This is a genomic window from Micromonospora sp. HUAS YX12, assembly GCF_040215685.1.
GTDB classification, from domain to species: Bacteria; Actinomycetota; Actinomycetes; order Mycobacteriales; family Micromonosporaceae; genus Micromonospora; species Micromonospora tulbaghiae.
This window is the reverse complement of record NZ_CP157974.1, coordinates 3579487-3591642: the sequence shown is the minus strand read 5'-3', so window position 1 is coordinate 3591642 and position 12156 is coordinate 3579487. Positions and strand designations below refer to the sequence as shown.

General features: G+C 69.3%; 13 protein-coding genes. 7 read left to right on the top strand and 6 right to left on the bottom strand.

The window, feature by feature from the left end:
• Nucleotides 1-345 precede the first annotated feature (345 nt).
• The 5 genes from ABIH81_RS17470 (at nucleotide 346) to ABIH81_RS17450 (ending at nucleotide 3309) form a co-directional block, all read left to right on the top strand.
• Nucleotides 346-1149, top strand: coding sequence for a methyltransferase domain-containing protein (locus ABIH81_RS17470; RefSeq protein WP_349875979.1), 804 nt, complete (start codon nucleotides 346-348; stop codon nucleotides 1147-1149).
• Nucleotides 1150-1255: 106 nt separating this feature from the next.
• Complete coding sequence (locus ABIH81_RS17465; RefSeq protein ID WP_349875978.1) at nucleotides 1256-1807, top strand: Uma2 family endonuclease; 552 nt, start codon at nucleotides 1256-1258, stop codon at nucleotides 1805-1807.
• Between the two features lie 41 nt (nucleotides 1808-1848).
• Nucleotides 1849-2067, top strand: a complete 219-nt coding sequence (locus ABIH81_RS17460; protein ID WP_349875977.1) for a DUF2945 domain-containing protein — start codon at nucleotides 1849-1851, stop codon at nucleotides 2065-2067.
• On the top strand, nucleotides 2054-2401 hold the full coding sequence (locus ABIH81_RS17455) for a DUF3140 domain-containing protein (protein WP_013287507.1): 348 nt from the start codon (nucleotides 2054-2056) through the stop codon (nucleotides 2399-2401). Before ABIH81_RS17460 ends, ABIH81_RS17455 begins: the two co-directional genes overlap by 14 nt.
• A gap of 41 nt (nucleotides 2402-2442) precedes the next feature.
• Entirely contained in the window at nucleotides 2443-3309 is an 867-nt protein-coding gene (locus tag ABIH81_RS17450) for a CPBP family intramembrane glutamic endopeptidase (protein ID WP_349875976.1), read from the top strand.
• 148 nt (nucleotides 3310-3457) lie between these two features.
• On the opposite strand, the gene polA is transcribed toward ABIH81_RS17450, so the two are convergent.
• Nucleotides 3458-6157: a DNA polymerase I gene (polA, locus tag ABIH81_RS17445; protein WP_349875975.1), complete on the bottom strand. Its 2700-nt coding sequence runs from the start codon at nucleotides 6155-6157 to the stop codon at nucleotides 3458-3460.
• Nucleotides 6158-6387: 230 nt separating this feature from the next.
• Between polA and ABIH81_RS17440 the strand changes: the two genes are divergently transcribed.
• Nucleotides 6388-6864, top strand: coding sequence for a hypothetical protein (locus ABIH81_RS17440; protein ID WP_349875974.1), 477 nt, complete (start codon nucleotides 6388-6390; stop codon nucleotides 6862-6864).
• A gap of 163 nt (nucleotides 6865-7027) precedes the next feature.
• Nucleotides 7028-7852 (top strand): transposase family protein, encoded by an 825-nt coding sequence (locus tag ABIH81_RS17435; protein ID WP_349881014.1) that lies wholly within the window; start codon nucleotides 7028-7030, stop codon nucleotides 7850-7852.
• 76 nt (nucleotides 7853-7928) lie between these two features.
• Here the strand turns inward: ABIH81_RS17435 and ABIH81_RS17430 are convergent, their stop codons facing one another.
• The 5 genes from ABIH81_RS17430 to ABIH81_RS17410 are packed head-to-tail and all read right to left on the bottom strand — an operon-like array spanning nucleotide 7929 to nucleotide 12137.
• The gene (locus tag ABIH81_RS17430) at nucleotides 7929-8681 is read right to left on the bottom strand and encodes an amino acid ABC transporter ATP-binding protein (RefSeq protein ID WP_176739883.1); all 753 of its coding nucleotides are present in this window, start codon (nucleotides 8679-8681) and stop codon (nucleotides 7929-7931) included.
• Nucleotides 8682-8734: 53 nt separating this feature from the next.
• Nucleotides 8735-9712, bottom strand: a complete 978-nt coding sequence (locus ABIH81_RS17425; protein ID WP_091331158.1) for an amino acid ABC transporter permease — start codon at nucleotides 9710-9712, stop codon at nucleotides 8735-8737.
• Nucleotides 9713-9716: 4 nt separating this feature from the next.
• Complete coding sequence (locus ABIH81_RS17420) at nucleotides 9717-10622, bottom strand: ABC transporter substrate-binding protein (RefSeq protein ID WP_349875973.1); 906 nt, start codon at nucleotides 10620-10622, stop codon at nucleotides 9717-9719.
• A gap of 32 nt (nucleotides 10623-10654) precedes the next feature.
• Nucleotides 10655-11365: an ABC transporter ATP-binding protein gene (locus tag ABIH81_RS17415; RefSeq protein WP_349875972.1), complete on the bottom strand. Its 711-nt coding sequence runs from the start codon at nucleotides 11363-11365 to the stop codon at nucleotides 10655-10657.
• Entirely contained in the window at nucleotides 11355-12137 is a 783-nt protein-coding gene (locus ABIH81_RS17410; protein ID WP_349881134.1) for an ABC transporter ATP-binding protein, read from the bottom strand. Before ABIH81_RS17410 ends, ABIH81_RS17415 begins: the two co-directional genes overlap by 11 nt.
• Nucleotides 12138-12156: the final 19 nt, after the last annotated feature.

Here is a 12156-nt window from a genome sequence, read left to right as displayed (position 1 = left end):
TGCTCCGGTCGGATGGGTGTCACAGCGGGCATGGGTGTCGCGGTGACTCTTCCGCGCCAGCGGATCCGTCGCCGGGCACACCGAACGATCGACGCGAGAAGATCATTAGTGGCTCCGGTGACCGCGCACCTGCTCCCTGCCGAGGCACACGATCCGCGAGCGCATCGTCTAGCCTACCCGCTGCATTACCACAGCGTGCAAGCCCTCCCGGGTCCGCGCGAACTCATCCGCTGCGAAAGCGGAGATTTTGCTCGGTAAGGTGCCACAGCTGTCTCGTCCGTCACATCCGCCCCAGCCGCCACCCCCACCGCACCGTGGCCGCGCCGCCGGACCTAGCGTGAACCCGTGGACGACGACAGGGTGACCCGCCGACGGGTCGACGCCGGGGAGATCCGCCGCGCCAACCGCGGCTGGTGGGACACCGACGCCGACGCGTACCAGGCCGAGCACGGCGCGTTCCTCGGCGACACCGACTTCGTCTGGTGCCCGGAGGGGCTGCGCGAGGCCGACGCCCGGCTGCTCGGCGACGTGGCCGGCCGGCGGATCCTCGAACTCGGCGCCGGGGCGGCCGCCGCCGCCCGCTGGCTCGCCGCCCAGGGCGCCCGGCCGGTCGCGCTGGACCTGTCCGCAGGCATGTTGCGGCACGCCGCCGAGGCCGCCGGACGCACCGGGGTACGCGTGCCGCTGGTGCAGGCCGACGCGCTCGCGCTGCCGTTCGCCGACGCCGCGTTCGACACGGTCTGCACCGCGTTCGGCGCGATCCCGTTCGTGGACGACTCGGCGGCGGCGATGCGCGAGGTGGCACGGGTGCTGCGCCCCGGCGGCCGGTGGGTCTTCTCGGTCACCCACCCGATGCGCTGGATCTTCCTGGACGACCCGGGCGAGGGCGGGCTGACCGCCGTGCACTCGTACTTCGACCGCTCCCCCTACGTCGAGCAGGACGAGCACGGCGTGGCCACGTACGTCGAGCAGCACCGCACCCTGGGCGACCGGATCCGGGAGCTGGTCGGCGCCGGTTTCCGCCTGCTGGACCTGGTGGAGCCGGAGTGGCCGGCCGGACACGAGGGGATCTGGGGCCAGTGGAGCCCACTGCGCGGCCGGCTGTTCCCCGGCACCGCGATCTTCGTCGCGGAGAAGCCGACAGACTGAGCGCGTCGGACGTCCGGTGCGACACGGGCTCCGGCACCCGGCGTACGCTCGCCGTATGAGCGCCGAGCCCATCCCGACATCACCTGGCCCCTGGTGTCCGGACCCGATGAGGCAGCAGCGTGCGGACTACACGCTGGAGGATCTGCTCACCCTGCCGGACGACGCCCCCCGCGTCGAACTCGTCGACGGAGTAATCCAGGTGACACCCTCCCCCACCCTGGGCCACCAGACCATCTCCAGCTTGCTGTGGCTATGGCTTCGATCGCACGTACCGGCTCACCTGCGGGCATCCCAAGCCGTCGGAGTCGGGCTCAGCCCGAACACCAGTCGGCAACCGGACGTGCTGCTCCACCACGCCGGGCTGCCGAGCGACCGGCCCCTCCTGCGACCGGCGGACGTCGTCCTGGCCGTCGAGATCGTCTCCCCCGGCACCCGGCGGGTCGACCGGTTCGCCAAGCCGGGCGAGTACGCCGCCGCCGGGATTCCCTTCTACTGGCGGATCGAGCAGGATCCGGTGCACCTCTACGCGTACCGCCTCGGTGACCGGATCGGCCCGGGCGGCGAGCGGCAGTACGAACTGGTGGACGACGGCAGCGAGGTGATCGAGCTGCCCGAGCCGTTTGCGATCAAGCTGCCGATGGCAGAGATCCGGCCCTGACGACGCCGTTACTCGGCATCCACTCCGGGTAACCGGGCGGCATGGCCGAGAAGGAGTTCCACGCCGGGGACCACGTCTCCTGGGCCAGCCACAGCGGCCGGGCGTACGGCGTCGTCAAGGAGAAGCTGACCGAGCGCACCCACGTACGCGGGCACCCCGTGAACGCCTCGCCGGAGCAGCCGCAGTACCGGATCACCAACGACGACTCGGGCCGCGACGTCGCCCACCGCCCGGAGGTGCTTCGCCATGAGTCGCGCTGAGGATCCGCAGCAGACGTACCGGGAGTTCACCGACGCGGTGAACATGAAACCGGGCGAGCTGTCCCGCTGGCTGGAGAGCGAGGAGTCCAAGCACGTCGGCTGGCACAAGAAGGGCACCCAGGGCGGCGAGTCGGTCGGCCACGACTCCGGCCGGCGCATCGTCGACCTGCTGCGACGCAAGCGCGCCGACCTCACCGCCGCCGACTACAAGCACATGCGCAAGGTCATCGGGTACGTGCACCGCCACCTGGCGCAACGTCCCGCGGGCGACGTGCGGGACACCAGGTGGCGCTGGTCGCTGATGAACTGGGGTCACGACCCGCTCAAGGGCTGAGCCGGCCGGTCCGTTCGCCGCGCGTTGGTACCGTGCCGGCGATGACGACAGACACGCCGGTTGCCGGCCGTCATCCCCGCGCCGGACGGGTGGTCCTCCTGGCGGGCCTCGGGCTCGTCGTCGTCTCGGCGGTCCTCCTGGTGGCGACCGGCAACCTCGGCATCAGGTACAGCGCCGACCACGACGGCACCGTGCCGATGTGGAGCCGGTGGATCCCGGCCCTGGCCGGCATCGCGCTGATCCGGCTGATTCCACCCGCGGCCGATCCGAGGTGGCCGGACCCCGTCGCGCCGTACCGCGAGGCGGTGCCGCTGCTGCTGGCCGGGATCGCGTTCGCCGCCGTCATGCCGCTGCTGGGCGGCGAACCGGCGTACACCGTGTTGAAGCTGGCGCTGCTGCTCGGCGTACCGGCGGGGGTGTTCCTGGCCGCGCGCCGCCGGCCGCCGCGGTGGCGGCCGGGGCCGGCCCCGGCGGACGCCGCCCACCGGTGGGGTCCGGCGCTGCCGGTCGCGGTGTGGCTGGTGCTCAGCTACGCGACGCCGCTGGCCGTGCCTGCCGGCGACTGGGGGCGGACGTTCAGACCGGTGACGCTCGTCGTCATCCTGCTGGCCGGCTTCGCGGTGAACGCGCTGCTGGAGGAGGTCTTCTACCGGCGGTGGCTGCAGACCCGGTGGGAGTCGCTGCTGGGCCGCTGGCCGGCGATCGTGCTCGCGTCGCTGGTGTGGGCGGCCTGGCACGTGGCCATCCAGGGCACCGGACGGCCCGGAGTCGACCTGGCCACTGTGGTCGTCAACCACGGCGTGCTCGGGTTGTTCCTCGGCTACCTGTGGTCCCGGTACCGCCGGATGTGGCCGCTGCTCGTGGTGCACGGAGCGCTCAACGCGATGCCCGCCCTGCTCGGTCTCTGACCGGCCCGTCCGACCCTGCCGCACTCACCCGTCCCACTGCGGTGATCAAGGAGTTCGTGTCCTGGTTCGGGCCCCGGGGGGACGCAAACTCCTTGATCACCGCGGGCGGGCGGGCCGGCCGAGGTGGATGCCCAGAGGGCTGGGAGGGTCAGTGGTCGGCGCTGTTCCAGTCGCGGCCCTCGCCGACTGAGACCTCCAGCGGCACCGACAGCGGGTACGCCTCGCCCATCTCCTTGCGCACCAGCGCCTCCAGCGCCTCCCGCTCGCCCGGCGCGACCTCGAAGACCAGCTCGTCGTGCACCTGCAACAGCATCCGGGACCGCAGCCCGGCGTCGCGCAGCGCGCTGTCGACGTGCAGCATGGCGACCTTGATGATGTCGGCCGCCGAACCCTGGATCGGGGCGTTGAGCGCCATCCGCTCGGCCATCTCGCGGCGCTGCCGGTTGTCGCTGACCAGGTCCGGCAGGTAGCGGCGGCGACCCAGGATGGTGGAGGTGTAGCCGTCCTGGCGGGCGCGGGCCACCACCTCCTGGAGGTAGTCGCGGACCCCGCCGAACCCGGCGAAGTAGTTCTCCATCAGCCCGCGCGCCTCCTCGGCGCTGATGCCGAGCTGCTGGGACAGGCCGAACGCGCTGAGCCCGTACGCCAGGCCGTAGTTCATCGCCTTGATCTTGCGACGCTGGTCGGCGGTCACGTCACCGACCTCGACGTTGAAGACCGAGGACGCGGTGGCGGCGTGGAAGTCGTGCCCGGAGTTGAACGCCTCGATCAGCGCGTCGTCCGAGGACAGGTGCGCCATGATCCGCATCTCGATCTGGCTGTAGTCGGCGGTCAGCAGGCATTCGTAGCCCTCACCGACCACGAACGCGCGCCGGATCCGCCGCCCCTCCTCGGTGCGGATCGGGATGTTCTGCAGGTTCGGCTCGGTGGAGGACAGCCGCCCGGTCGCCGCCACGGTCTGGTTGAACGTGGTGTGGATCCGGCCGTCGTCGGAGACGGACTTGAGCAGGCCGTCGACAGTCGACTTGAGCTTCGCCACGTCGCGGTGGCGCAGCAGATGGTGCAGCAGCGGGTGCTCGGTCTGGGCGTAGAGCCACTGGAGCGCGTCGGCGTCGGTGGTGTAGCCGGTCTTGATCCGCTTGGTCTTGGGCAGGCCCAGCTCGGTGAAGAGGATCTCCTGCAACTGCTTCGGCGAACCGAGGTTGAACTCCCGGCCGACCACCTCGTACGCGCTCTGGGCGGCGGCCTTCACCTCGGCGGCGAAGTGCGCCTCCAGCTCGGAGAGGTAGTCGGTGTCGGCGGCGATGCCGGTGCGCTCCATGGTGGCGAGCACCCGCATCAGAGGCAGCTCCACACCGGCCATCAGCCGGGCCGACTGCTCGCCGTCGCGGGACAGCTCGGCGTCGATCGCGTCGGCCAGGTCGAGCGTGGCGCGGGCCTGGAGCATGAGGTTCTGCTCGGCCACACCCTCGTCGCCGAGCCCGTCGAGGGTGAGCTGACCGGTCTCCGGCGCGTCGACGCGCAGCTCCCGGTGCAGGTAACGCAGCGCCAGGTCGGTCAGGTCGTAGGAGCGCTGGTCGGGGCGGGCCAGGTAGGCGGCGATCTGGGTGTCGCGGGCGATGCCCTGCAGCTCCCAGCCGTGCGCGGCGAACGCCAGCACCGCCGGCTTGCTGTCGTGCAGCACCTTCGGGCGCTCGGCGTCGGCGAGCCACCCGGCCAGCGCGGTCTCGTCGTCGGCGCCCAGGGCGCTCGGGTCGAACCAGGCGCCCGCGCCGGCGGCGGTGGCCAGCGCCATCGCGGTCACGGTGGCGGTGTGCCGGCGGTTGGGGCCGGTGTCGAGCGTGACCGCCAGGCCCACCGGGGTGCCCGCCGGGGCGTGCGTGTCGAGCCAGCCCGCGAGCGCGCCCGGCTCGGTGAGCACCTCGCCGGCCAGGTCGAAGCCCGCCTCGGCCTCCGGCTCGACCGCTTCGAGGTATTGGTAGAGCCGGTCGCGCAGGATGCGGAACTGGAGCGTGTCGAAGACCTGGTGCACCGCTTCGCGGTCCCAGCCCTGCCAGCGGGCGTCCTCGGGGCGGACCGGCAGCTCCAGGTCGGAGACCAGGCAGTTGATCTCGTAGTTGCGGATCACGTCGGCCAGCCGCTCGCGCAGGCTGTCGCCGGCCTTGCCCTTGATCTCGTCGGCGCGGGCCACCACGCCCTCGACGCCGCCGTACAGGTTGATCCACTTGGCCGCGGTCTTCGGGCCGACGCCCGGCACGCCGGGCAGGTTGTCGCTGGTCTCGCCGACCAGCGCGGCCAGGTCGCGGTAGCGGTCCGGGGTGACGCCGTACTTCGCCTCGACCGCGGCCGGGTCCATCCGGGCCAGGTCGGAGACGCCCTTGCGCGGGTAGAGCACCGTGACCTGCTCCCCGACGAGCTGGAACGCGTCCCGGTCGCCGGTGGTGATCAGCACGTCCATGCCCTGGTCGCGGGCCTGGCAGGCGAGCGTGGCGATGACGTCGTCGGCCTCGTAGCCCTCCTTCTCGACCACCGGCACGCGCAGCGCGGCGAGGACCTCCTTGACCAGGCTGACCTGGCCCTTGAAGTCGGTGGGGGTCTCGCTGCGGCCGGCCTTGTACTCGGAGTACTTCTCGGTGCGGAAGGAGCGGCGGGAGACGTCGAACGCCACGACGATGTGCGTCGGCTGCTCGTCGCGCAGCACGTTGATCAGCATCGAGGTGAAGCCGTAGACGGCGTTGGTCGGCTGCCCCGTGGTGGTGGAGAAGTTCTCCACAGGCAGGGCGAAGAACGCCCGGTATGCCAGGGAATGTCCGTCAACGAGGAGCAGGCGCGGCGTCGTAGCTGTCACGGCTGCGACTCTAGTCCGTACGCCCGACAGAGCCGACGACAACAAGGCCCGACACGTGACACTCCGTCACCCAGCTTTCTGGGCCGCACTACCACCGGAGCTGCCCTCCACTCACGCCCACAGCAATGCGGATACCGCATCTCCGCCTCAACAGCAACCCCGCCCCAAGGTTGACTCCGGCCAATGCCTCGCCCTACCTTCATCAGCAACCACCAGGAAGTGGAGGAAACATGCGGGGAAAGTTGGCTATCGCAAGTATTGCAGGCTTACTTGCAGTGTCGCTGCAGAGCACTCCAGCAGCTGCAGCTGACCAGCAGCTTCAAGGAAGGGCAGAGATCTCGTCAGTGACGCCGACGCCGGACTCATCCGTCAGGCCGTACGGCGAATGCACCCTGATCGTCGTATGCGGGACGGTCTGGAACTTCCTTCCCAGCTACTACTCCATCAAGGTTGCGCGTTTCGGCGTCGGCACATCCAGTTGTGCCACCTGGAACGCCGGCACCCAGAAGTGCACTATCTATACGCTGCCTAGCAACAAATCAAGCAAAGATATTGGAATCGCGGACGCCGACGGCTACACAAACAGCAGCGGGTGGTACTACACGGGCGGGACAAAGCGAAGCGCCAACGTCTGGACCAAAATAACAGACGCCCAATCAGCAACTTGCGTGGAACAGCGAGTTGGGGCCGTCTGCACCATCAACTAGTCTAGTGAGCTGATCTCAGCAACGCGAATGTGTTGATTGGTGCGACACGGATGAAGGCGCTCAGACCGGACAGCGCTGGAAGTGGACGTGAGGTCCTCGGTAGGTAGTTCTCACCACAAGATCACCCACACGGTGAGGACCCCACGTGATCGCATATCGTGCCATGGTCGACGTCCCGAGGGAACTCGTGCAGTACCTCGGCCGGCTGCTCGCCGCGGAACGCCGAGCCAAGGGGACACGGCGCGGCACCCGCGCGTTGACCTGCTTCTACCAGGCACTGCTGGTGCTGGTCTGGTTCCGCAAGGCCGAGGACATCACCCTGCTCGGTGCCGGGTTCGGCATCTCCCGGGCGACCGCGTACCGCTACCGCGACGAGGGCATCGCCGTGCTCGCCGCGCAGGCGCAGGACCTGCACACCGCGCTGCGCCGAGTCGCCGACGACGGCTGGTCCCATGTGATCCTCGACGGCAAGCTGTTCGACTGCGACCGGCTCACCGAGACCACCCTGTCGGTCAAGGGCGAGACCATCGACGCCTGGTACTCCGGAAAGCACCGAGACTTCGGCGCGAACATCCAAGCGATCATCCGTCCGGACGGACTGCCGATCTGGACATCGACGGCGATGCCCGGGCACCTGCACGACACCAGCTGTGCCCGCGAACTTGGGGTGACCGCTGCGCTGAACTGGTCCGCCGCCGAACTGGACCTGCCCGCCCTGGCCGACTCCGGCTACGAAAGCGCAGGTCATGGCATCAAGACTCCGGTCAAGCAGCCTGCTGACGGCAGCCGTCTCGCACCCGACAACCGCGCCTACAACCGGCTGCTGCGCGGGCTGCGCTGGCAAGGCGAACGCGGCTTCGCCATCCTGATCGGACGCTGGAAAACGCTACGCCACACCACCGCCAGCCCACGCCGGATCGGCGACATCGTCGCAGCCGCGCTGCACCTGACTCATTTCGAATACAAATACCTACCGCAAAGTCGCTGAGATTACTTCAGTGTTCCGATAGAGTCGGCCTCAGGGCGGACTGGGAGGAATTTCCCCCAGTCCGCCCTGAAAATGATTAGAGCACCTTGGCCAGGAACGCCTTGGTCCGCTCGTGCTGGGGCGCCGAGATCACCTCGCGCGGGTCGCCCTGCTCGACCACCACGCCGCCGTCCATGAACACGAGGTGGTCGCCCACCTCGCGGGCGAAGCCGATCTCGTGGGTCACCACGATCATCGTCATGCCGTCGCGGGCCAGGTCCTTCATCGTGTCCAGCACCTCGCCCACCAGCTCCGGGTCGAGCGCGCTGGTCGGCTCGTCGAACAGCATCAGCTTCGGCCGCATGGCCAGCGCCCGGGCGATCGCCACCCGCTGCTGCTGGCCACCGGAGAGCTGACCGGGGTACGCGCCGAGCTTGTCGCCCAGCCCCACCCGGTCCAGCAGCTGCGCGGCGTGCTCCCGGGCCTGCGCCTTCTTCGCCTGGCGCAGCAGCACCGGCGCCTCCATGACGTTCTGCAGCACCGTCATGTGCGGGAACAGGTTGAACCGCTGGAACACCATGCCGATGGCACGGCGCTGCGCGGCGACCTCCTTGTCCCGCATCTCGTACAGCTTGCCGCCGCGCTCCCGGTAGCCGATCAGGTCGCCGTCCACCCAGATCCGGCCGGCGTCGATCTTCTCCAGATGGTTGATGCAGCGCAGGAACGTCGACTTGCCGGAGCCGGAGGGCCCGAGCAGGCAGCACACCTCGCCGGAGCGGACCTCCAGGTCGATGCCCTTGAGCACCTCCAGCGGCCCGAACGACTTGTGCACCTGCTCGGCCCGCACCATCAGCCCGGACTCGGCGGCCGGCGCGGTGGCCTGCGCGGGGACGATCAGCTCGGTCACTTCACCACCCCCGCGCCGCCGCCGGCCTCGGCCGTCATCCCTCGCAGCTTCAGCCGGGCCCGTCCGGTCACGCCGTAGCCCTTGCCGAAGTGGCGTTCCAGGTAGTACTGGCCGACCAGCAGGATGCTGGTCAGGAACAGGTACCACAGGCAGGCCGCGACGTACATCGGGAAGATCTGGAACGTCCGTTTGCCGACCGCGTCGAGCTGAAAGAACAGCTCCACGCTCACCGGCACGTAGAGCAACAGGGACGTGTCCTTGAGCATGGCGATGGTCTCGTTGCCGGTCGGCGGGATGATCACCCGCATCGCTTGCGGCAGCACCACCCGGCGCAGCAACTGGGCACGGCTCAGGCCGAGTGCCTGAGCGGCCTCGGTCTGGCCGGGATCGACCGACTGGATGCCGGCCCGGACGATCTCCGCCATGTACGCGGCCTCGGAGAGCGCGAGGCCGAGCAGACCGGCCATGAACCCGGTCAGGATGTCACGGGAGGAGAAACCGAACAGCCGCAGTTGCAGGTTGTCGATGCCGAACAGCTGGCCGATCTGGGTGTCGAACGGCACCCCGAACTCGACCCGGCTCCACAGAATGCCGATGTTGCCGAAGACGGCCAGCAGCACCAGCCGGGGCACGGCCCGGAAGAACCAGGTGTAGAGCCAGGCCACGCCGCGCAGGATCGGATTGTCCGACAGCCGCATCACGGCGATCACCACGCCGAGCGTGACGCCGATGAGCATCGCGCTGACGGTCATCAGCACGGTGCCGCGCAGCAGGCCCTCGATGATCGGCGGCCGGAACATTCTGCCGACCATGAAGGACCAGTTGAAGGCCTCGTTGGTCACCAGCAGGTGGACGAACATCGCGGCCAGGACGGAGAGTACCGCCACCGCGACCCATCGTCCGGGGTGCCGCACGGGCACGGCCTTGATCGGTTCCGGCCGTGCCCGTGCGGTTGTCGCTTCCTCGGTGGTCATGTCGTCACGGGTTGATCGCGGGGTCCGTGATCGCGCCGTCTCCCACCTTCCACTTGTCCAGTACCTGCTTGTACGAGCCGTCGGCGATCACGGCCTTGGTGGCGTCCCGCACCGCCTCCGCGAGCTGCGTCTGCTCCTTGGCCAGCACGTAGCCGTACGGCGCCGCCTCGTACTGCTTGTCCAGCAGCTCCAGGGCGTCGTTGGACTTCGTCACCGCGTACACGCCGACCGGGTAGTCGGCGAGCATGGCGTCGTCCTTGCCGGACACGACGGCGGCGGTGGCGGCGTCCTGACCCGGGAACTGGTCGACGGTGATCGCCGGCTTGCCGGCGTCGGTGCACGCCTTGGACCGCTTCTGGATGTCCTCGACCTGGACCGTGTCCTTCTGCACCGCGATGTTCTTGCCGCAGGCGTTGTCCAGCGCGACCCCGGCCGGGTTGCCCTTCTTGGTCACCCACTGGGTGCCGACCTGGAAGTAGCTGACCATGTTCGACTGGGCCTTGCGGTCGTCGTTGATGGTGAACGACGAGACGCCCGCCTCGTACTTGCCCGAGTTGACGCCGTTGATGATGTCGCCGAACGGCGCCGAGACGAACTCCGCCTTGAGGCCCAGCTTGGCCGCCACCGCAGTGAACAGCTCGACGTCAAAGCCGATCACGGTCTTACCGTCGGTGTCCAGGAACTCCGCCGGGGCGTAGGTGGAGTCGGTGCCCACCACGATCTTGCCGTCCGACTTGATCGCGTCCGGAACCTTCGCGGCCAGCGCGGCGTCGACCGACGACGAGACGCTGGGGCCGCCACCGGGCTGGTCGGTGCTTTCCTCCTCGCCGCACGCGGCGAGGGAGAGCAGCAGGACGGCCGCACCGGCGACGCCGAGCGCCGCCCGCCGTCCGGGGTTGGGGTGGAACATGGCTGTACTCCTTATTGCGAGGGGTCGGCCGGTCAGGCCACGCCGAGGTAGGCCTCTTTGACCGAGGGGTCGTGCAGCAGGTCCGTGCCGGAACCGCTCTTGACGATCCGGCCGGTCTCCAGCACGTACGCCCGGTGGGCGCGCGCCAGCGCCTGCTGGGCGTTCTGCTCCACCAGCAGGATGGTGGTGCCCTGCTGGTTGATCTCCGTGATGATCGTGAAGATCTGCTGGATCAGCATCGGCGCGAGACCCATCGACGGCTCGTCGAGCAGCAGCAGCTTCGGCCGGCTCATCAGCGCCCGGCCGACAGCGAGCATCTGCTGCTCGCCGCCGGAGAGCGTGCCGCCGGCCTGCTTGCGCCGCTCGGCCAGCCGCGGGAACAGGTCCAGCACCCGGGCGAGATCCTGCGCGATGCCGGCCTTGTCCCGCCGGGTGTACGCGCCCATGTCCAGGTTCTCCAGCACCGACATGCCGGGGAAGATGCCCCGGCCCTCGGGCGCCTGGCACAGCCCGCGCCGGACCCGCAGGTCGGCCCGGAGCTTGGTGATGTCCTCACCGGCGAACTTGATCTTGCCGGAGGCGACCGGCCGGATGCCGGAGATCGCCCGCATGGTGGTGGACTTGCCGGCGCCGTTCGCGCCGATCAGCGCGACGATCTCCCCCTCGTCCACGGTCAGGCTGATGCCGTGCAGCGCCTGGATCCGCCCGTAGAGCAGGCTCACGTCCTCGATCTCAAGCAGCATCGTCCGGCACCCCCAGGTACGCCGCGACCACCTTCGGGTTGTCCCGCACCTCGGCGGGCAGCCCTTCGGCGATCTTCTTTCCGAACTCCAGGACCACGATCCGGTCGGTCACGCCCATCACCAGGCGCATGTCGTGCTCGATCAGCAGCACCGTCACGCCCTGGTCCCGGATCTGCCGGATGAGCTGGAGCAGCTCCTCCTTCTCCGCCGGGTTGAAGCCGGCGGCCGGCTCGTCCAGGCAGAGCAGCTTCGGGTCGGTGGCCAGCGCGCGGGCGATCTCCAACCGCCGCTGCTCGCCGTAGGACAGGTTGCGGGCGAACTCGTGCATCCGGTTGCGGATGCCGACGAACTCCAGCAGGCGCTCGGCCTTCTCCCGGCCCTCGCGCTCCTCCTTCCAGTGCCGCGGCAGGCGCAGCAGGGCGGAGATCACGCTGGTCTTGTGGTGCGCGTCCGCGCCGACCTGGACGTTCTCCAGCGCGGTCATCTCCGGGAAGAGACGGATGTTCTGGAACGTACGGGCCATGCCCATCCGGGTGATCTGGTGGCGCTTCTTGCCACTGATCTTCTGGCCCAGGAACCGGATCTGCCCCTCGGTGGGCTGGTAGATGCCGGTCATCGCGTTGAAGCAGGTGGTCTTGCCGGCGCCGTTCGGGCCGATCAGACCGAGGATCTCACCCTTGTAGAGGGTGAAATCCACGTCGTTGAGGGCCACCACGCCGCCGAAGCGCAGCGTGACGTGGTCGACCTCCAGCAACGGCTCCCGCTCGTTCACCGTCTCGACGGCGGGGGCC